Source organism: Clostridium sp. BJN0001 (assembly GCF_022869825.1).
Lineage (GTDB): Bacteria > Bacillota > Clostridia > Clostridiales > Clostridiaceae > Clostridium.
In genome coordinates this window covers 2,620,968-2,640,816 of record NZ_CP094971.1, presented here as the reverse complement: position 1 = coordinate 2,640,816, position 19,849 = coordinate 2,620,968, and the positions used below count along the sequence as shown (strand labels likewise).

The following is a 19,849-nucleotide window of genomic DNA, read 5'->3' as shown; positions in this document are numbered from 1 at the left end:
AGACCGCCTCCTTTACTCGTTAGATATTTTTATCTCATCACCATCAGGTAAAACAAATGCCTGCACAAACTTGACACCAAGCATATCAGCGATGGCTTTCAACTCATCCAAGGTTACCGTTTCCCGTTTCAATTTCTTATTGAAATTCTGTGGAGTCTGGCCAATACGTCTAGCAAGTTCAGAAACGCTTATATTCATTTGCTCACACAGTTCTTTAATCATTTCTGCCGTAGTCATACAACACCTCCAAGTTTACGCTAAGAATATTATAAACCGTTTGGTTGATAAATACAATAGTTATTAAAATATTATTATAATCAGCAAGTAAAAGAAAACCCACAACTCTACTTCAGAGTCATGGGCTATTTACTTCTGGTTTTCATATTTCAATTTCAATACCAGATTTAAAGGATATGACAAAGTGTTCTTCATAGACTGTAACACTCTGGATTATCTTCCTTACAAGCTTATCATCGTACTCTAAGGTACGGAATTTGTTCTTGCGGATAAATTCAATCAGCTCATTGATTCGCTCGTTCTCGCTACTGAGGGAGGCATCTTCTACTAAAAGGAACTGTCGCTTGTCTCTCAGCTCATCAATCTCTTCTGCCAAGTGTTCATAGTCTTGCCCCTTATTAGCCAGCTTGATGAGTTCTTTTTGTTTTTCCTCTAGTGAGTTGTTAATCTCTGAAATTTGGTATTCTGTGGTTTCGCCAATCACCGCATGAATATTTTCTTCCAAGGTTTTTATGATGTTATTGCCACCTGCAAGTAGCTTATTAATTGCGATCATTACAGCACCATAGAGTTCATCTTCTTTTACGGTTCGGTTCTTACAAACTTCAGGACCTTGCTCGATTCTAGTCACGCATCGCCAGACAAATTCTTTTCTACCATGAATATTCCAATAGGTTCTCCTATAAATATCGCCACAATCTCCACAGAAGGTGATGGCACTTAAAGCGTACTTGCTACTATAAATTCGTTTGTTCTTGCCTTCTCCTGTGTAGATATTGCTTCTTCGATGAATCTCTTCCTGCACCTGCAAAAATAACTCTTTAGGAATAATCGCCTCATGGCTATTTTCAACATAATACTGGGGAAGATGACCTTCATTCTTAACTCGTTTCTTGGTCAGAAAATCTACTGTGACAGTCTTTTGCAGAAGGGCATCTCCGATGTATTTTTCGTTTTGGAGGATTTTTTTAACTGATTCCGGTCGCCCAATGTCGTCAACTTAAGAGAAAATGATAATTTAATAAAAAAAACACTTGACAATAGTGGAAAATTTTGCAGCCTCGCTATAGAGAAATAAATTTATAGCGAGGTTTTACATTATGAAAAATACTAGATTATTATCTTTAATTTTAAAAGAAACAAACGATTTAATTACTTCAAGTGAGTACAAAGAAGCATACAGCTTAGGTAACTCATTCTCAAGGAATAGAAAACTATCCTTTTCAAATACGGTTCATTTTATTTGCTCCGCATTGCGAAAATCCATCTCTTCTGAAATTGATAATTTTATTGAAGATCATAAATGTTTAAAATTTCCGTCAATAACAAAACAAGCATTTTCTAAGGCAAGACAAAATATATCACCAGAAGCCTTTAATGAATTATGCAGACTTTTTGTTGATAAATTTTATAGTATAAATAAAAATTTAAACACTTGGAATGGTTTTAATATTCTAGCTGTAGATGGAACTAGTCTACAAGTGCCAGATACAAAAGAATGTGGTGAATATTTTGGATTAAGCAGTAATCAAAATAAGACAAGAACTGCTATTGCGACGGCGTCAGCCTTATATGATGTATTAAATGACATTATTGTAGATTCTAGAATTACTAAATATAAGACAAGTGAAAGACATATTGCAAAACAACATATAGAGTCAATAGGAGATAAATTCTGTCCTCGAAAAAGCATTGTTATTTTTGATAGAGGCTATCCTTCATATGATATGTTTGATTATTTAAATTCCAAGGAATTACTATTTTTAATGCGAGTATCAACATCTTTTAAACTTGCACAATCAATAGATTCCCCTGACTTTATTTTAAAATATAAAGTTAAAGGTGAAATAAAAAAAATAAGAGTAGTAAAAGTTAAGCTGTCAGATGAGGTGACAGAAACTTTAGTGACTAACATCTATGATGATACTATTACGCCTTTAAAATTCAAAGAACTCTATTTCTTAAGATGGGGCGTTGAATCTAAATATAAAGAATTAAAATGCAGTCTTAAAATCGAAGAATTTTCAGGTACTAAGCCAATTGCCATAAAGCAAGATTTTTACGTTTCTATTTATTTATCGATGATTGCAGCTCTTATAAAAAAAGATGCCGATGCTGCGATATCAAATGATAATAAGGATAAAGATTTAAATTCAATATATCAATCAAATAGGAATTTTATTTTGGGACAGGTATTCAAACGAATTATAGCTTTATTAGTTAAATCTAGATTAAGAAATAAGCTGTTAGAATTAATACTTGAAAAAGCTATAAAAATACGCTCACAAATACGTTGCAACCGATCTTGTGAGCGCAAAAACAAACATCCAAGAAAAAAGCACCATCATAATATTAAATCCTGTTTTTAATATTAAATATAAATAAATACATATTTAAAATTCACTTTATCCAGTGGATTTATTTAGTGTACCATTTTTTAAGATAAATTAAAATAGACATCAAAAATGATTTCTTTCAATTTATTTTTGCATAGCTTAATCTACTAAGTTGACGACATTGTCCGGTCGCCCAATGTCGTCAACTTAAGAGAAAATGATAATTTAATAAAAAAAACACTTGACAATAGTGGAAAATTTTGCAGCCTCGCTATAGAGAAATAAATTTATAGCGAGGTTTTACATTATGAAAAATACTAGATTATTATCTTTAATTTTAAAAGAAACAAACGATTTAATTACTTCAAGTGAGTACAAAGAAGCATACAGCTTAGGTAACTCATTCTCAAGGAATAGAAAACTATCCTTTTCAAATACGGTTCATTTTATTTGCTCCGCATTGCGAAAATCCATCTCTTCTGAAATTGATAATTTTATTGAAGATCATAAATGTTTAAAATTTCCGTCAATAACAAAACAAGCATTTTCTAAGGCAAGACAAAATATATCACCAGAAGCCTTTAATGAATTATGCAGACTTTTTGTTGATAAATTTTATAGTATAAATAAAAATTTAAACACTTGGAATGGTTTTAATATTCTAGCTGTAGATGGAACTAGTCTACAAGTGCCAGATACAAAAGAATGTGGTGAATATTTTGGATTAAGCAGTAATCAAAATAAGACAAGAACTGCTATTGCGACGGCGTCAGCCTTATATGATGTATTAAATGACATTATTGTAGATTCTAGAATTACTAAATATAAGACAAGTGAAAGACATATTGCAAAACAACATATAGAGTCAATAGGAGATAAATTCTGTCCTCGAAAAAGCATTGTTATTTTTGATAGAGGCTATCCTTCATATGATATGTTTGATTATTTAAATTCCAAGGAATTACTATTTTTAATGCGAGTATCAACATCTTTTAAACTTGCACAATCAATAGATTCCCCTGACTTTATTTTAAAATATAAAGTTAAAGGTGAAATAAAAAAAATAAGAGTAGTAAAAGTTAAGCTGTCAGATGAGGTGACAGAAACTTTAGTGACTAACATCTATGATGATACTATTACGCCTTTAAAATTCAAAGAACTCTATTTCTTAAGATGGGGCGTTGAATCTAAATATAAAGAATTAAAATGCAGTCTTAAAATCGAAGAATTTTCAGGTACTAAGCCAATTGCCATAAAGCAAGATTTTTACGTTTCTATTTATTTATCGATGATTGCAGCTCTTATAAAAAAAGATGCCGATGCTGCGATATCAAATGATAATAAGGATAAAGATTTAAATTCAATATATCAATCAAATAGGAATTTTATTTTGGGACAGGTATTCAAACGAATTATAGCTTTATTAGTTAAATCTAGATTAAGAAATAAGCTGTTAGAATTAATACTTGAAAAAGCTATAAAAATACGCTCACAAATACGTTGCAACCGATCTTGTGAGCGCAAAAACAAACATCCAAGAAAAAAGCACCATCATAATATTAAATCCTGTTTTTAATATTAAATATAAATAAATACATATTTAAAATTCACTTTATCCAGTGGATTTATTTAGTGTACCATTTTTTAAGATAAATTAAAATAGACATCAAAAATGATTTCTTTCAATTTATTTTTGCATAGCTTAATCTACTAAGTTGACGACATTGTCCGGTCGCCCAATGTCGTCAACTTAAGAGAAAATGATAATTTAATAAAAAAAACACTTGACAATAGTGGAAAATTTTGCAGCCTCGCTATAGAGAAATAAATTTATAGCGAGGTTTTACATTATGAAAAATACTAGATTATTATCTTTAATTTTAAAAGAAACAAACGATTTAATTACTTCAAGTGAGTACAAAGAAGCATACAGCTTAGGTAACTCATTCTCAAGGAATAGAAAACTATCCTTTTCAAATACGGTTCATTTTATTTGCTCCGCATTGCGAAAATCCATCTCTTCTGAAATTGATAATTTTATTGAAGATCATAAATGTTTAAAATTTCCGTCAATAACAAAACAAGCATTTTCTAAGGCAAGACAAAATATATCACCAGAAGCCTTTAATGAATTATGCAGACTTTTTGTTGATAAATTTTATAGTATAAATAAAAATTTAAACACTTGGAATGGTTTTAATATTCTAGCTGTAGATGGAACTAGTCTACAAGTGCCAGATACAAAAGAATGTGGTGAATATTTTGGATTAAGCAGTAATCAAAATAAGACAAGAACTGCTATTGCGACGGCGTCAGCCTTATATGATGTATTAAATGACATTATTGTAGATTCTAGAATTACTAAATATAAGACAAGTGAAAGACATATTGCAAAACAACATATAGAGTCAATAGGAGATAAATTCTGTCCTCGAAAAAGCATTGTTATTTTTGATAGAGGCTATCCTTCATATGATATGTTTGATTATTTAAATTCCAAGGAATTACTATTTTTAATGCGAGTATCAACATCTTTTAAACTTGCACAATCAATAGATTCCCCTGACTTTATTTTAAAATATAAAGTTAAAGGTGAAATAAAAAAAATAAGAGTAGTAAAAGTTAAGCTGTCAGATGAGGTGACAGAAACTTTAGTGACTAACATCTATGATGATACTATTACGCCTTTAAAATTCAAAGAACTCTATTTCTTAAGATGGGGCGTTGAATCTAAATATAAAGAATTAAAATGCAGTCTTAAAATCGAAGAATTTTCAGGTACTAAGCCAATTGCCATAAAGCAAGATTTTTACGTTTCTATTTATTTATCGATGATTGCAGCTCTTATAAAAAAAGATGCCGATGCTGCGATATCAAATGATAATAAGGATAAAGATTTAAATTCAATATATCAATCAAATAGGAATTTTATTTTGGGACAGGTATTCAAACGAATTATAGCTTTATTAGTTAAATCTAGATTAAGAAATAAGCTGTTAGAATTAATACTTGAAAAAGCTATAAAAATACGCTCACAAATACGTTGCAACCGATCTTGTGAGCGCAAAAACAAACATCCAAGAAAAAAGCACCATCATAATATTAAATCCTGTTTTTAATATTAAATATAAATAAATACATATTTAAAATTCACTTTATCCAGTGGATTTATTTAGTGTACCATTTTTTAAGATAAATTAAAATAGACATCAAAAATGATTTCTTTCAATTTATTTTTGCATAGCTTAATCTACTAAGTTGACGACATTGTCCGGTCGCCATCTTGGTTTTCCCGCTGCTGTTAATATACCATCCTTTTCAAGACCTCGACCAATACCCACTAGACTCTGACCTTCAAGGTATTCTCGGTAGATGCGTTTGATAATCTCAGCTTCTTCGGGGACAATAATTAAATTTCCATCTTCATCTTTCGTGTAGCCCATAAATCGCTTATGGTTGACCTGCACCTTTCCTTGTTGGTATCGGTACTGTAGGCCAAGCTTAACGTTTTGTGAAAGGCTCTGGCTTTCCTGTTGTGCTAGAGATGCCATAATGGTAAGTAGCACCTCACCCTTGGCATCCATGGTGTTGATGTTCTCTTTTTCAAAATAGACGGATATGTTCTTATCCTTGAGCTGTCTAATGTATTGAAGGCAGTCTAGGGTGTTACGCGCAAATCGGCTGATGGATTTTGTAATAACCATGTCAATGTTACCGTCCATACACTCTGCAATCATGCGATTAAATTCGTCACGCTTTTTAGTGTTCGTACCAGAGATACCATCATCTGCAAAGATGCCAGCAAACTCCCATTCATTATTTTTCTTTATAAACTCTGTATAGTGTGCGACCTGAACCTCATAGCTAGAATTTTGTTCTTCTGTTTCTGTAGAAACACGGCAATAGGCAGCAACACGAAGTTTCTTTATCTTTTCTTTTGCGGCTGTACTTCCTACTCTTTTACGAGCAGGAATAACCATTATATTTTTCTCTGTCACTTTATTCCTCGCTTTCTATCAGACTATATAAGTATTCTGCTCGTTCAAAAGGATCAACTGGCATCTTATTATCTGCCTTTTTCATTTTGAATCGTTCTTTGGGAGGGGGAGAGGTGAAAGCGGCAAGCTCTACCACTCGTCCTAAATCCTTTGCACGCTTATCTCTAACTTCTTCAGCTTTATCAAATATCTCTTTATCAATAATTGCTGGATATGTATCATTTCCAAGGTAGTTGACGTTTTTCAAAATGCGACCCATCACAGAATGTGTCTTATCAATACCTGCCTGTTCGCCAGCCACTGTAAGGGATAGTCCTGATATGTATTTCTCAAAGAATACCTTTACTTGACCTGCTGCCTTTTCATCGACAGTAACCACTCCATCTTGAATTTTGTATCCATATGGAATATATGCCATTTATCTCACCACCTTTTCTTTCAGGGAAAGACCGCATTTTAAATTGAATGTCAGCTCATCCCTGGAATTTACAATGATGTTCTCTACAAATTCTTCAAATAGTTCTTCCGTGTAGTCACCATTAAAATTATCTGCTGACACGTAATTAATGAGGTCCTTTATCTCGTTTGCTCGCAAAATCTCACTCGCGGAATTTGATACAAGGTTTGTTTTTTCAGTTGAAAGATTTTTCATCTCACTATCTAAAACATTTCGTTCCTGATTAAAAAGAGCTGGCTCAAGGAAACCTTTGGCCATCAGTGTAATAAGGGTATTGCGTTCTTCCATTAGTTGCTCCATTCGCTTATCAATAGCATCCATTCTTTCACGGTCGCTTTCTTCATCAATTTGGCTAATTGATTTGAAAAGTGGCTCTAGGATTAGTTTGTTACTGAAAGCAAGCTTATTCATCATGGTTGTAAATGTGGCTTTGATTTCCCCATCTTGCAAGAACAACATGGAGCAACTCTCTTTGTCTTCAATATGACCGATGCAACTCCAAGCAATGTAACTCCTACAAGCTGAGTAGTTTGTCTTTCTCCTAAAATTGCGACCACACTCTCCACAGACAATCTTGCCACTTAAAGCATATCGATTAAGATAAACGTTCTTTTTCACGCCCTTACACTTCATCTTGGCTCTTTCATCAATGAGATCTTGTGCCTTAGCAAAGTCTTCTCTACTTATAATAGGTTCATGATTATCCTTGTAGTAGTATTGGTTTTTTTCCCCTGTGTTTGGATGGCGGTTGTAGTTACTATCGGTGTAAGTCTTTTGCAGTAGGACATCACCCATATATTTTTCGTTTCGAAGCATGTCTATCACCGTGCCTGCACTCCAGTGATTACCTCTACTTGCAGGAATTTTGTCTTTGTTCAAACCTCTTGCTATAGTACCTCCACCTTTCCCTGAAAGGCACTCAGTAAAAATACGTTTGATGATTTCTGCTTCTTCTGGGACGATTACCATTTCACCATCTGTATTGGTGTAGCCGTAGGGTGGAGTACCAACATAACTGCCATTTTGAAATCTCTTTTGAATGGACCATGTTGAGTTTTGTGAAATAGATGCAGACTCTTCTGCAGCAAACCCTGAAAGAATAGAAAGCATCAGTTCACTTTCCATATCACCCGTATTTAGATTCTCTTTTTCAAAATAAATATAAACACCGATATCAATCAGTTTTCTTACTAACTCTAGACAATCTACTGTATTACTATAGAATAGCATTTTATATGATGTTAAAAAATTTAAATATCTTCAAAATAAATAAAGAGCAAGCATTATTTGCATGACTAAATTTTAGTCAAAGTATTTAATGCTTGCCTTTTTTAGTATATTATTATTTTATATTATTCTTAGAAAGGAAAAAAGCAGAGCAACACCACCGACCAAAGTTTTGTTGCTCTGCTAACCATAAATTCTATGATAACTAATATTTATGATACAAAAATCATATCTAATTTAGATTCAAAAATCAAGTCATTAACGCAAAAATCCTATGATAAATTTATTAAAGACATAGATTTTCACAAACTTACTTGTTCCTGCGGAAGGTCCGGGCAGCTTGTAAAGCATGGTTATTACAAGAGAACTGTTAAAAACAGTGATGGCAAGATATCTATAACAATTCTTAGAGCAAAGTGTACATGTTGCAATAAAACTCATGCTATATTTCCAGAGTGTATTGTACCTTATTCTCAAATTCTTTTATGTGATCATATTTCAATTATTAATGCTTATAATTCCAAAGCTTCTTTTGAACCCATTATGATAGCTAATGAATTTATCGATGAAAGCAATATTTTTTATATAATAAAACAATATCTAGAGCATTGGAAGGAACGTATTACTTCATTTAAAATTTCATTAGATTTAAGTATTTCAAAGCAATGTTTAAAAAACTTTAAAAGACAATTTATGCAAATTAAATGCATCAATAATATTTTATTTTCGTAAAACCACATAACTTAGTTTTACTGTTAATTTATGTAGATATAAGCTTATATTGTAATAAAACAAAGGAGGCTTTTTCAAAATATGGACGAAAAAACTAGAAAAGAAATAGCACTTTTCAGGTACGGAATCTTGGCTCCTCTGATAAGTGGTACTTATGATGAAAATAAAAGTGTTAAACAATTTTTCCGAGATGCCGCAGGCAAAGTATATCAGACTCCAGATGGTGAAGATACTAAGGTAGCTGCTGCTACTCTTGAACGTTGGTATTACAATTACAAGAATAAGGGCTTTGAGGCACTCATACCTGTAAAACGATGCGACACTGGAAGAACACGTAAATTAGATTCTGATATTACAGAACAGATTAAATATTTAAAACAAGAATATCCAAGAATCCCAGCAACACTTATCTATCAAAAGCTTATTAACAATGGAACTATTGTTAAAGGAGATATTTCACTTTCAACAATTAATAGGTATGTTAATGTTCTTAAGCTTGAGAATAAATATTCTAAAAATAAAGATATGAAAAGATATGAGCGTGCTCATATAAATGAAGTATGGTGTGGTGACAGCAGCGTTGGACCTTATTTGAAGGTAGATGGTAAAAAGAAACGCGTTTACATAATAGCACTTATTGATGATGCTTCAAGATACATAACAGGAATAGATGTATTTTTTAATGATAATTTTGTAAATCTTATGTCTGTTTTAAAATCTGCTGTTACACGATTCGGGAAACCTAAAATCTTAAACTTTGATAATGGTGCTTCATATAAGAACAAGCAAATGGAACTTTTAGCAGCTAGAATAGGTACAACTATTAGTTATTGTGCACCCTATACCCCACAATCAAAAGCTAAAATTGAAAGGTGGTTTCGTACATTAAAAGATCAATGGATGTCCCAGCTTAATATGAATGATTTTAATAATTTAGATGAACTTAGGATAAGCCTTATTTCATATGTTAATAGCTATAATCAGCATATACATTCTTCTCTAGATGGACTATCTCCACAGGACAGGTTTTTCAAGGAATCTCACATGATTAAAAGGCTTACAGATGAACAAATTGAAACTTCCTTTTTACTTGAATATGAAAGAAGAGTATCAGCCGATAACGTAGTTATGATAGATGAAACAGAATATGAAGTTGATTATAGATACTCAAAACAAAGAATAACCCTAAGATATTCACCTGATTTAAGCAAAATTTATGTAGTTGATAAAAACACTTCTGAACTTACAGAAATAAAGCTTTTAAATAAGCATGATAATTCTGTTATAAAAAGGGAAAAAATAAAACTTACTGGAGGTCAAGAATAATGGATTATATAAGTAGATATGGAATGGATTTTAATCCGTTTATAAAAAATTCTAAGGAAATAGTAGTAGAAACTTCTGACTATAAAGAAGTTATTTGTAGACTTAATTATTTACTTAATAATAAAGGTTTCGGAATCCTGACCGGAGGTCCAGGGCGAGGTAAAACTACAATAATAAGAAACTGGTCTAATAGCCTTAATTCATCACTTTATAAAGTTATTTATAGTTCCCTTTCTACACTTACTGTTGCAGAATTTTATAAAAATATGGCTGCCCAGCTTGGACTAGAGCCAATGTGCAGAAAAATTGATAATTTCAAAATTATCCAAAATGAAATAACTAGATATTCAGTTGAAAAACGTATAACTCCTGTAATAATTATTGATGAAGCTAATTATGTAAGTAATGGAATACTTAATGATTTAAAAATGCTTTTTAATTTTGACATGGATTCAAGAGATCGTGCAATAGTACTTCTTGTGGGGCTTCCTCAGTTAAATAATACCATGAGGCTAGTTGCTAATGAGCCTTTAAGACAACGTATAACAATGAATTATAATTTAGATAATCTCACAAAATCAGAAACTAAAGACTATATATTAGCAAAGCTTACTGGTGCTAAATGTAATACTGATATTTTTGATGATACCGCTCTTGAAGCAATTGCTAACGCTTCGAACGGAGTTCCTAGAATTGTTAATAAAATCTGTGATTCTAGCCTTATGATAGGCAATACAAAAAATATGAATACAATTGATAGTGACATAATAATGCTTGCTGTTAATGAAACTGAACTTGGATAAAAGTAAAATCTGCAAATATCAATAAGGTATTTGTGGATTTTTTTGTAATATTCAGAATATTTATCATCATAAACCGTAACGAAGTAGCCTCATTTTCATTGAAGATTTTGAAGAATATATTCATTTTTAGCATCAAATAAAGTTATGATATTAGCATCAAATAATTTGACGTTCAATACCTAAGGAAGAAGGAAAATCTGATTTAATACTTATTGCCGTATACAATGTACTTTAATTACAGTTTTTAAATATATAAATTATTTATGTTTATTTTCTATAAAAATTTGATATAATATAAATAAGAAAAGCTTAGTGCTAGAGCGCTAAGCTAAGTCTTAGAACATTTATTTTGTTTTAGGGCTATTGGATTAGATTTATATTATAAACAATGAATCTTAGAAAAAAGTGCTAATCTTCGCAGGATGGGGCACTTTTTTCTTTGCTTTTAACTTCTATGTCAAGACCAAGAAACTTAATCTTAATTTTTAAATGATGTATAAAAAGATTATGTTTTAGAATTAATCTAATTACATAAATGACTGATATACACTTTATCAAAGTATTAAACATATCCAATACCACCCCCTAACTATGATGAAATATTCACCAATAGTCCAAGGGGGATAAAACGTTCAAAACCCCCGTAGCCATCCCACTACGGAATCTTAAATTTGTACTTTAGAATTATACCATAATTATGTAGAATATATACACAAGAATAAAATGGAAAAGGTTTGTCTGAAGAATATGATAAAATAAAATTATGAACAAATTTGTGCAATAGCAAATAGTAAGATTAATTACTCGAAGACATGTATAATAAAGGGGAAAAACTTATGCAAGTAAATAGATTATTTGAAATTATATATATTCTTTTAGAAAAGAATATTATAACTGCAAAAGAGTTAGCAGAAAGATTTGAAGTATCACAAAGAACTATTTATAGAGATATTGAAACACTGTCTACAGCAGGGATTCCAGTATATATGAGTAAAGGAAAAGGTGGGGGGATATCTATATTAAAAGACTTTATATTAAATAAAGCCATATTAACAGAAGAAGAAAAATCAGAAATATTATCATCTATAAGAGCAGTTAATGCTGTAAGTTTTAGTGATGCAGAGTCTGAAAAGGTTCTTAGAAAATTAAATAATATATTGGGTGAAAACGATACTGATTGGATAGAAGTTGATTTTTCAAATTGGTCAAATGCAGAAAGTGAAAAAGAAACTTTTAATAATCTTAAATCTGCAATATTAACTAAAAAAGTAGTAAAGTTTGATTATAGCAGTGGTAAAGGTGAAAATATTAGTAGGGAAGTATGTCCGTTAAAATTATATTTTAAAGGTCAAAGTTGGTATATGTATGGATATTGTAGAATGCGAAATGATTACAGATTTTTTAAATTAAGAAGGATAAAGGGATTATGCACTTCTAAAGAGAGCTTTGATATTAAAGCACCAAAAAATATAATTAAGGAAGATAATATTTTTAATGATGAGTTTGTTACTTTAAAAATGAGAATTTATTCTAAAATGGCATATAGAGTGTATGATGAATTTGAATATTTTAAGAAGCTAGATGATGGCAGTTTTATTGTTACTACTAAACATCCAAAAGGAGAATGGCTTTTTAACTATATATCTTCATTTGGAGAAGAATGTGAAGTTTTAGAGCCACAAGAAATAAGAAAAGAAATAAAAAATAGAATTGAAAAAATGCTTTTAAATTATTCTTAATATGACATACAGCTGTCATATTAATCCAAGTATAATAACCTTATCAAATATGTGGAGGTTATAAATATGAAGTATGAAATTGTTAATTTAGAAGAAAAAATAGTAGTAGGGGTTAGTGCGGTTACAAGCAATGATGATCCTAATATGGGAAAAATAATTGGAGACCTTTGGAAAAGTTTATATCAAGGTGACATTAGTGAAACAATAAAAAATAAGGTGAATGAATATGCCATAGGACTTTATTCAGACTATGAAGATAACGAGTATTTAGTTACAGCGGGAAATGAGGTATGTAAGGCTGAAAATGAAGAACTTACAATAAAGAAAATTCCTGCAGGAAAATATGCTAAGTTTTCTATAGAAGGAGATATGGAAAAAGTAGTTTCAGAAGCTTGGAATCAAATTTGGCAAATGGATTTAGATAGAAGTTATGAAGCGGATTTTGAAGAGTATTTAAATTCAGATTTTAATAATGCTAAAATTGATATTTATATTTCATTGAAGTAATTATTAGAAGGGAGTTACGATTATATGCATGAGGTGATAGCAAAAGGGATACTATCTAATAATAATAAAATGTCTTTGTATTAATATTATTTTCATTACACCATGATGTAACGGTCATTTGGCTACTTCTACATTCCTTTATTATAGATGCCCATTTAATTAGTCTAATCTCATTAGTGCTTTTATCCATAAGTACCTCCATAAAACTAAGTTAACAACTTTAAAAAAGCTAATTAGTTTTTTAAAGCTTATGCTAATTATCTCAAAAAATAACATTAACACGAGGTACTTGTTTTTTACCGTGTACGAGGAAATAAAGATAATAAAAAAATATCTAAGAGTAGGAGATTTATCTTTTGGGTGTAGTAATTATAAAAAAAATTATGGTCGCAGTAGGATTCATTAATAAAATGTAATATTAAAACATAATTTTACAATATTTTCATAATTTATATGATATACTTTAAGTGAAATTTATAGAAAGGGATGATATTATATCATGAAAAGTTTATCAAAAAGAATTATTGGGGTCCTTATGATAGCTTCAACTTTTACAACTTTAGTTCCTTCTGTAGGAGCAAATGCAGCGACAATTAAAAATAAAAATACTATAGAACTTAACGAAACAAAAAAATCAGATAGTTCTAGTGAGGTAATAGCATATCTTGATGGACAAGCTATTACTAAAAATGATGTTGATGAAAATGGAATGATAACAAAAGATTTTTCAAAATCTGCTAAAAAATCTAGTAATATTAATAAAAGTAGTTTAATGAGGAGCTATAGTAATTCTATACCAAATACTTTACCAAGTAGGTATGATGAAGTAACTATAGTTAAAGATTTAATAAATGTACCAAGATTTTCACAAACAACTATAGATATGTATCTAACTACTAGACATGCACGTGAACTTGCAAACAAATTTGATGTGTCTAGTATAGAAACTATTGCATCTTTTATTTTTGGTTTATTTCCTGGAATGCAAGTACCGAGTTTAGAGCTGTTACTAAGTCAAGGTCAAAGATCAGAGACCGCATCTGATATTCGTAATTATACAGATGATGATGAACAAGTAAGACTTAGAATTATACACACTAGTTATGGAACATTATATAGGGTTGATTATTGGAATGGACATGAATTAGATACAAGTTTGCATAGCGAAAAAGTTGTGAGTATAAGTTATAATTAACATGATTACAATATTTTTATTAATAGTAGGAATTGTATCTATAGTTTATAGTTTATTTTTTTATAATAAATTTGATATATTTATTAAATTATTTGTTTTGAAAGATTTACAAAATCCATATAAAGTTCAACGAATAATTGGTTTAATATTAGGATTTGGAAACATAATATTTGTTATTCTAATGAGATATTATAATATAAATCCAATATTTTGCGTAATTGTGCCATATTGTGCACATCTAACAAGTTATATATATAAAAAAATAGAGTAGATTGTTTTGGGTGTGGTAATTATAAAAAAATTCCTTTCTTGAAAAGGGGCAAGCTCTGTAAAAAAAAAATTATGGCAGCATGATCCATTAAAAAATGGAATGCAGCTGCCATAATTTTTTTACCCCTTTTGCAATTCACCCCATTATTTTTTGCTTTATTTTTGCCCCAAAACATATCCTCAATCAGAGTATCTTTTGAAGTCTGCATTGGATAAAAAAATAATTTGTTGGATGGGTGCTTTTTTCTTTATCATTTTATAGATATTTTTTCAATACATAGAATTTAGGAATAAATAAAATCTCTACTTTTCAAGTTTAATTTACATTCATTATTATTCTGATATATAACTTCACACTATTTTTACGCCATGATATTATTTACTTATATATTTATGGTCATATAAAAGCAAAGACATTAACGAGAACAAGTATTATATAAGGAGCTGATAATATGAAATGGAGTGAAGCAAGAAAAACATATCCTAACAAATGGATTGTATTTGACAGTTTAAAACAACATGAAGATGGTAATAAATTAATTATTGAAGATATTGCAGTAGTAGAAGTTTTCGATGATATTAATGAAGCATTTAAATATTACCGTATGCTGCACAGAAAAGATAAGTTACGTCAATTAAGTTTTGATGATACTAGAAAAGATAAGCTTGAATATGAAATAAAAAGGATAGGATTAATAAGATGATTAAATTGCGATATTATAAACAATTATTATTTTGTGAATTAGATTGTAAACTAAATAACTCAAACATGCATTTAAATAAAGTATTAATTGATACAGGTTCCGCCACTACACTGATTAATGCTGATTATATTTTATTAGATGGTAATGAGATTAGAAATACTGCGCATGGTGTAGGTGGTTACGAAGAAATTCGATACTATTGAAATAAATGATTCTAAAATTAATGATATGGATTATGGAATAGATATTGATTTACTAATAGGCCTTGATATATTAAAAGCTCTTAATGCAACTATAAATTTACAAGATATGAAACTATCTTTTAAATAAGATCCGTTTTTATGGGTAAAAGTATTATATTAAAAATTTAATTAAAAAGAAGCATTATTCTTTATTGGATGGGTGCTTTTTTCTTTGAAAGAAGTTAAAGATATAATGTCAAGTCCGTACTTTGATAAAATGGAAGCACTAAGAAATCAAAAAAAGCTGCTTATGTTAAAACAAAAAAGATTGAATGGTTTAATAGATCTTATAAATAAAACTATAAAGGGTGAAAGAACTATGAATTTTAAAGAATTTGATATGAGTGAATATTATAAAGTATTGGAAGAATTTAAAATAGAACACGAAGATAAAGCAATTAAAATGTATGGTAGCATAGATAAATATAATCAATTTATTGAAAGTTGTAAAAGAATTATATGAAAAGCTTACAGCTGATTTAAGCAAAAGTTTATATCAAAGGAGAAAATAGAATGTACAGTGAATTAAAAGATATTCCTAGTTTCAAAAGTTGGAGAATTATAAAAAAAGTAAATGAAGGTTGGTCTTCTGATTCAAAGTTTTACATAGAAGATTATGAGGGAAATAAGCTATTATTACGTATTTCGGATGCAGATAGTTACTATGATAAAATAGAAGAGTTTAAATTTATTAAGAAATGTAATACATTACCATTTAAAATGTCAAAGGCAATTGAAATTGGTTTTTGCAACAACAGGAATAATGTATATATTCTTTTAACATGGGTTGATGAAAATAGCATTAATCGTATAAGTGAAGATAAGTTTGCCATAGAATTTGTTAATAGTGATAAATATATTAATAAGAAAAGCTTAGTATTAAATCGCTAAGCTTTTTTTACTAAACTAATTTAAATAGTAAAATATGTAAGATGATATATAACTATATGTCATAAACAATATTTAAATTCAATTCATTAGCTAATGAGTAAGCATCATCCATCTTTTCATCCCATAATTGATTAGGAGAATGGCAGTCAGAATTGATTAATACTTTTATATTATTTGAGCTAGCCTTGTCCCAAAACTTTCTGTGAGGATAAGGATAACGTGTACCATCACAATAAGTGTTCAAACCTCTTCTAATACCATTAGCATTTAGTTCAAGTATAGAATCATATTTTTTGGCTGCTTCAATTATAATGCTAGAAGCTTTGTCGCAGTTATCATCCCATGGTAAATCATTAATAAAAATAAGATCTGGATGAGCAACAAATTTAAAAAAGCCTGTACTTAATGCAGATTTAATAGATTTTGCATAAGTTAAATATTGTTTTGTATCAGTTAAAAAATAAGTGTTAGTAAATTCATTATTTTCTAAAAACATATGCTGTCCTAAAGCTAAATAGTCTATTCTAAGTTCATTTAATAGATATTTATAGTATTCATGGCTATTTGGATCATATTCAATCTCTAAGCCAACAGAAATATTTAATTTATCTTCAAATTCTTTTTCTAGATTTTTTACCGTATTAACATAATCATTTAGTTCGCAGTAATCCATACGAAAACCAAATCTATCATCTGGGTAAGGACCATGATCACTAAAACCTAATTTCTTAAAGTTCTTCTTTAGTGCTTCAAGTACATAATCTTTTTCAGTACCATCAGCATGTTTACATCTGAATGTATGAGTATGATAATTCACTTTTGAGTTCATAATTATAATATCTCCTTCATTTAGTCTTAAGTATTATTGTTAATTTAAATATACATTATAAAATATACTTCAATACTATAAATTTCTCAAGAGAGCATTATTTTTTTGTTATAATAGTATATAAATATTGAAAAAAGGGTGTGAGAACAATAGATATAAAAATTCTTATAGCAGAAGATGACAGAATAATAAGGGAGCTTGTGTGTGACATAATGAAATCAGAGGGATATATTCCTATAGAAGCAGGGGATGGAGTTAAAGCATTAGATATATTTTTTAGCAGAAATGATATAGATATAGTTATACTTGATGTAATGATGCCTGGATATGATGGATGGGAAGTTCTTAAAGAAATAAGGCAAAAATCAGATGTACCTATAGTTATGCTCACAGCCCTTGGAGATGAAAAACATGAAGTATTCGGATTTAATAAGGGTGCAGATGAATATATAGCAAAGCCATTTAGCTATGAAGTATTTATTGCTAGAATTAATAATATTGCAAAAAAAATAAAGAAAAAGTTATCAGAGAAAATATGTTTAGAAAATATTATTGTAGATAATGGAAGCCATAAAGTTATGATAAAGAAAAATGATTTATGGTTAGAGGTTAAACTTAACAATAAAGAGTACAGCCTTTTGATTTATTTTATTGAAAATCAAAATAATGTCTTAAATCGTGATCAGATTTTAGATAAAATATGGGGATTTGATTTTGATGGAGATATAAGAACGATTGATACGCATATAAAAACATTAAGATCTAAGCTTGAAGACTGTGGACATTATATAAAGACAGTAAGGGGGACTGGATATATATTCCAGACAGATAAAAATGAAGACAGCAACAATTAAATTTAAATTATTTATAATATTTACAACACTTATGTCTTTAATGATATTAGCTGTAATACTTTTAAATACTTTTTTTCTGAAGTCTTTTTATACGTATAAAACAAAAGGTATTTTGAAAAATATAAGCATGACTATAGTAGATAACTATGAGAATAATATTGATTATATATACGAATATATAGATTCAATATCAAAATCTGATGGCATAAGCACCATAATAGTTGATAATTCATTGAATATTGAATATAATTCATTGAATTTGAGGCTTAGCCAGAAAAAGAAATTGATAGACATTGATTTAAAAAGAATGATTTTAGATGAGCAGAAAGAGAACTCTGCTAAGGATAAGTATTTTGTTCATCAAACAAAAGCAAAAGAAGATAATATGACAAAGATAATGAGCATTACAAGGATAGATAGTAATAAATATCTTATACTTATTAAATATATAAATGGAATTCAGAATAATGCTAGCATAGCAAATGAGTTTTTTATAATTGCAGGATTTATAGTTATACTTTTAGGTTCAGTCATAATACTTATATTTTCTAGAAAAATTACAAAACCTATAGTAGAAATGAGTAAGGTTTCTGAAAACATCTCAAATCTTAAATTTGATAAGATTGTAAATGTAAAATCAAATGATGAAATAGGAACTCTCGGAAAAAGCATAAATGAAATTTCAGATAAACTTAGTAAGAATATAAACGATCTTAAGCATGATGTTGAGAGAAGAAAAATGCTTGTAAGAGATATGTCTCACGAGCTTAAAACACCTATTTCTATTATAAAAGGATATGTGGAAGGGCTTAAGTATGGCGTAGCAAACAATGATGAAAAAAGAGACAAATATTATAAGGTGATTGTAAATGAATGTGATAGAATGGATGAACTTATAAAACAACTTCTTGATTATTCGATGATGGAAGGAAGTCTTATAAGTTTAAATATTTCAAATTTCAATGCAAATGACTTTATAGAAGATGCAGTAAAAAGGTTTAAGCCTTTATTTGAAGAGAAAAACATTGATGTAAATATAGAATGTAGAGAGGATATTATTTTAAATGCAGATAGAGAGCTTCTTGAAAAAGCCTTAAACAATTATCTTTTAAATGCGGTTAATTATTGCATCGCAAAAGAAAATAAAAAAGAAATAAATATAAAAGGCATATTAAGAGAGGATAATTTTTTATTAAGCGTATTTAATACTGGCAACAATATACCAAAAAATGAACTAAATAAAATATGGGATGTATGTTATAGAGTAGATAAAGCAAGAACAAGAGAGTATGGTGGACATGGAATAGGATTATCTTTAGTAAAACTTATATCAAAACTTCACAAAGGGAAATGCAGTGTAGTTAATCTTGAAAACGGAGTTATTTTCATAATTGAAATTCCTAATATTAAAAAAATTTTTTCTATTTCACATAAATTTCACATTAAATAGTTATTATAAACTTGTAAAAACAAATATATAAAAATAAGTATTTAAAAGGAGA

General features: G+C 29.4%; 20 protein-coding genes and 3 pseudogenes. 15 read left to right on the top strand and 8 right to left on the bottom strand.

Going from position 1 to position 19,849, the window contains the following annotated elements; all coding sequences use genetic code 11:
- Window positions 1-12: 12 nt before the first annotated feature.
- A complete protein-coding gene (locus MTX53_RS12735) occupies window positions 13-237 on the bottom strand; it encodes a helix-turn-helix transcriptional regulator (protein WP_244834111.1) in 225 nt (74 codons plus the stop codon).
- A 142-nt stretch (window positions 238-379) separates the two neighbouring features.
- Window positions 380-1,222, bottom strand: a pseudogene (locus tag MTX53_RS12730) (recombinase family protein); the annotation flags it as partial.
- A 115-nt stretch (window positions 1,223-1,337) separates the two neighbouring features.
- Here MTX53_RS12730 and MTX53_RS12720 point away from each other — a divergent pair.
- The 3 genes from MTX53_RS12720 to MTX53_RS12710 all read left to right on the top strand — a co-directional run bounded on the left by MTX53_RS12720 (window position 1,338) and on the right by MTX53_RS12710 (window position 5,692).
- Window positions 1,338-2,606, top strand: coding sequence for an IS4 family transposase (locus tag MTX53_RS12720; protein WP_244833863.1), 1,269 nt, complete (start codon window positions 1,338-1,340; stop codon window positions 2,604-2,606).
- Window positions 2,607-2,880: 274 nt separating this feature from the next.
- Window positions 2,881-4,149: an IS4 family transposase gene (locus tag MTX53_RS12715; protein WP_244833863.1), complete on the top strand. Its 1,269-nt coding sequence runs from the start codon at window positions 2,881-2,883 to the stop codon at window positions 4,147-4,149.
- A gap of 274 nt (window positions 4,150-4,423) precedes the next feature.
- Window positions 4,424-5,692 carry an IS4 family transposase gene (locus MTX53_RS12710; RefSeq protein WP_244833863.1) on the top strand — a complete coding sequence of 423 codons (1,269 nt, stop codon included), beginning with the start codon at window positions 4,424-4,426 and terminating at the stop codon, window positions 5,690-5,692.
- 144 nt (window positions 5,693-5,836) lie between these two features.
- Here the strand turns inward: MTX53_RS12710 and MTX53_RS12705 are convergent.
- The 3 genes and pseudogenes from MTX53_RS12705 to MTX53_RS12695 all read right to left on the bottom strand — a co-directional run.
- Window positions 5,837-6,571: pseudogene (locus MTX53_RS12705) on the bottom strand (recombinase family protein); the annotation flags it as partial.
- Window position 6,572: 1 nt separating this feature from the next.
- Complete coding sequence (locus MTX53_RS12700; protein ID WP_061106162.1) at window positions 6,573-6,989, bottom strand: hypothetical protein; 417 nt, start codon at window positions 6,987-6,989, stop codon at window positions 6,573-6,575.
- Entirely contained in the window at window positions 6,990-8,258 is a 1,269-nt protein-coding gene (locus tag MTX53_RS12695; RefSeq protein WP_244834110.1) for a recombinase family protein, read from the bottom strand. It abuts the gene before it with no gap.
- Between the two features lie 195 nt (window positions 8,259-8,453).
- Between MTX53_RS12695 and MTX53_RS12690 the strand changes: the two genes are divergently transcribed.
- From MTX53_RS12690 to MTX53_RS12680, 3 genes are all read left to right on the top strand, one after another.
- Window positions 8,454-8,987, top strand: a complete 534-nt coding sequence (locus MTX53_RS12690; protein ID WP_244833335.1) for a DUF6431 domain-containing protein — start codon at window positions 8,454-8,456, stop codon at window positions 8,985-8,987.
- 81 nt (window positions 8,988-9,068) lie between these two features.
- Complete coding sequence (locus MTX53_RS12685) at window positions 9,069-10,313, top strand: DDE-type integrase/transposase/recombinase (protein WP_244833926.1); 1,245 nt, start codon at window positions 9,069-9,071, stop codon at window positions 10,311-10,313.
- A complete protein-coding gene (locus tag MTX53_RS12680) occupies window positions 10,313-11,116 on the top strand; it encodes an AAA family ATPase (RefSeq protein ID WP_244833337.1) in 804 nt (267 codons plus the stop codon). Before MTX53_RS12685 ends, MTX53_RS12680 begins: the two co-directional genes overlap by 1 nt.
- Before the next feature lie 408 nt (window positions 11,117-11,524).
- Here the strand turns inward: MTX53_RS12680 and MTX53_RS12675 are convergent, their stop codons facing one another.
- Window positions 11,525-11,686, bottom strand: coding sequence for a hypothetical protein (locus MTX53_RS12675; RefSeq protein WP_244835508.1), 162 nt, complete (start codon window positions 11,684-11,686; stop codon window positions 11,525-11,527).
- Between the two features lie 266 nt (window positions 11,687-11,952).
- Here MTX53_RS12675 and MTX53_RS12670 point away from each other — a divergent pair, with 266 nt between their 5' ends.
- Entirely contained in the window at window positions 11,953-12,855 is a 903-nt protein-coding gene (locus MTX53_RS12670) for a YafY family protein (protein WP_244834109.1), read from the top strand.
- 66 nt (window positions 12,856-12,921) lie between these two features.
- Window positions 12,922-13,362: a GyrI-like domain-containing protein gene (locus tag MTX53_RS12665; RefSeq protein ID WP_244834108.1), complete on the top strand. Its 441-nt coding sequence runs from the start codon at window positions 12,922-12,924 to the stop codon at window positions 13,360-13,362.
- Window positions 13,363-13,417: 55 nt separating this feature from the next.
- Here MTX53_RS12665 and MTX53_RS13105 read toward each other — a convergent pair whose 3' ends face one another.
- A complete protein-coding gene (locus MTX53_RS13105) occupies window positions 13,418-13,552 on the bottom strand; it encodes a hypothetical protein (protein WP_280527251.1) in 135 nt (44 codons plus the stop codon).
- A gap of 309 nt (window positions 13,553-13,861) precedes the next feature.
- Here MTX53_RS13105 and MTX53_RS12660 point away from each other — a divergent pair, with 309 nt between their 5' ends.
- The 5 genes and pseudogenes from MTX53_RS12660 to MTX53_RS12640 all read left to right on the top strand — a co-directional run bounded on the left by MTX53_RS12660 (window position 13,862) and on the right by MTX53_RS12640 (window position 16,664).
- On the top strand, window positions 13,862-14,557 hold the full coding sequence (locus tag MTX53_RS12660; RefSeq protein ID WP_244834107.1) for a hypothetical protein: 696 nt from the start codon (window positions 13,862-13,864) through the stop codon (window positions 14,555-14,557).
- A gap of 722 nt (window positions 14,558-15,279) precedes the next feature.
- Complete coding sequence (locus tag MTX53_RS12655; protein ID WP_244834106.1) at window positions 15,280-15,531, top strand: hypothetical protein; 252 nt, start codon at window positions 15,280-15,282, stop codon at window positions 15,529-15,531.
- Between the two features lie 174 nt (window positions 15,532-15,705).
- Window positions 15,706-15,861 (top strand): hypothetical protein, encoded by a 156-nt coding sequence (locus tag MTX53_RS12650; RefSeq protein ID WP_244834105.1) that lies wholly within the window; start codon window positions 15,706-15,708, stop codon window positions 15,859-15,861.
- A gap of 84 nt (window positions 15,862-15,945) precedes the next feature.
- A pseudogene (locus tag MTX53_RS12645) lies at window positions 15,946-16,224 on the top strand (MerR family transcriptional regulator); the annotation flags it as partial.
- 62 nt (window positions 16,225-16,286) lie between these two features.
- Window positions 16,287-16,664 carry a hypothetical protein gene (locus tag MTX53_RS12640; protein WP_244834104.1) on the top strand — a complete coding sequence of 126 codons (378 nt, stop codon included), beginning with the start codon at window positions 16,287-16,289 and terminating at the stop codon, window positions 16,662-16,664.
- A gap of 52 nt (window positions 16,665-16,716) precedes the next feature.
- Here the strand turns inward: MTX53_RS12640 and MTX53_RS12635 are convergent, their stop codons facing one another.
- A complete protein-coding gene (locus tag MTX53_RS12635; protein ID WP_244834103.1) occupies window positions 16,717-17,493 on the bottom strand; it encodes a histidinol-phosphatase in 777 nt (258 codons plus the stop codon).
- Window positions 17,494-17,642: 149 nt separating this feature from the next.
- Between MTX53_RS12635 and MTX53_RS12630 the strand changes: the two genes are divergently transcribed.
- Entirely contained in the window at window positions 17,643-18,347 is a 705-nt protein-coding gene (locus MTX53_RS12630; protein ID WP_244835503.1) for a response regulator transcription factor, read from the top strand.
- The gene (locus MTX53_RS12625) at window positions 18,328-19,797 is read left to right on the top strand and encodes a HAMP domain-containing sensor histidine kinase (protein WP_244834102.1); all 1,470 of its coding nucleotides are present in this window, start codon (window positions 18,328-18,330) and stop codon (window positions 19,795-19,797) included. The genes MTX53_RS12630 and MTX53_RS12625 overlap by 20 nt, the downstream gene beginning before the upstream one ends.
- Window positions 19,798-19,849 lie beyond the last annotated feature (52 nt).

Excerpts from the sequence above, each read along its gene's own strand:
- MTX53_RS12735 (WP_244834111.1), bottom strand. The coding sequence starts at position 237 with ATGACTACGGCAGAAATGATTAAAGAACTGTGTGAGCAAATGAATATA.
- MTX53_RS12720 (WP_244833863.1), top strand. The coding sequence starts at position 1,338 with ATGAAAAATACTAGATTATTATCTTTAATTTTAAAAGAAACAAACGAT.
- MTX53_RS12715 (WP_244833863.1), top strand. The coding sequence starts at position 2,881 with ATGAAAAATACTAGATTATTATCTTTAATTTTAAAAGAAACAAACGAT.
- MTX53_RS12710 (WP_244833863.1), top strand. The coding sequence starts at position 4,424 with ATGAAAAATACTAGATTATTATCTTTAATTTTAAAAGAAACAAACGAT.
- MTX53_RS12700 (WP_061106162.1), bottom strand. The coding sequence starts at position 6,989 with ATGGCATATATTCCATATGGATACAAAATTCAAGATGGAGTGGTTACT.
- MTX53_RS12695 (WP_244834110.1), bottom strand. The coding sequence starts at position 8,258 with ATGCTATTCTATAGTAATACAGTAGATTGTCTAGAGTTAGTAAGAAAA.
- MTX53_RS12690 (WP_244833335.1), top strand. The coding sequence starts at position 8,454 with ATGATAACTAATATTTATGATACAAAAATCATATCTAATTTAGATTCA.
- MTX53_RS12685 (WP_244833926.1), top strand. The coding sequence starts at position 9,069 with ATGGACGAAAAAACTAGAAAAGAAATAGCACTTTTCAGGTACGGAATC.
- MTX53_RS12680 (WP_244833337.1), top strand. The coding sequence starts at position 10,313 with ATGGATTATATAAGTAGATATGGAATGGATTTTAATCCGTTTATAAAA.
- MTX53_RS12675 (WP_244835508.1), bottom strand. The coding sequence starts at position 11,686 with ATGTTTAATACTTTGATAAAGTGTATATCAGTCATTTATGTAATTAGA.
- MTX53_RS12670 (WP_244834109.1), top strand. The coding sequence starts at position 11,953 with ATGCAAGTAAATAGATTATTTGAAATTATATATATTCTTTTAGAAAAG.
- MTX53_RS12665 (WP_244834108.1), top strand. The coding sequence starts at position 12,922 with ATGAAGTATGAAATTGTTAATTTAGAAGAAAAAATAGTAGTAGGGGTT.
- MTX53_RS13105 (WP_280527251.1), bottom strand. The coding sequence starts at position 13,552 with ATGGATAAAAGCACTAATGAGATTAGACTAATTAAATGGGCATCTATA.
- MTX53_RS12660 (WP_244834107.1), top strand. The coding sequence starts at position 13,862 with ATGAAAAGTTTATCAAAAAGAATTATTGGGGTCCTTATGATAGCTTCA.
- MTX53_RS12655 (WP_244834106.1), top strand. The coding sequence starts at position 15,280 with ATGAAATGGAGTGAAGCAAGAAAAACATATCCTAACAAATGGATTGTA.
- MTX53_RS12640 (WP_244834104.1), top strand. The coding sequence starts at position 16,287 with ATGTACAGTGAATTAAAAGATATTCCTAGTTTCAAAAGTTGGAGAATT.
- MTX53_RS12635 (WP_244834103.1), bottom strand. The coding sequence starts at position 17,493 with ATGAACTCAAAAGTGAATTATCATACTCATACATTCAGATGTAAACAT.
- MTX53_RS12625 (WP_244834102.1), top strand. The coding sequence starts at position 18,328 with ATGAAGACAGCAACAATTAAATTTAAATTATTTATAATATTTACAACA.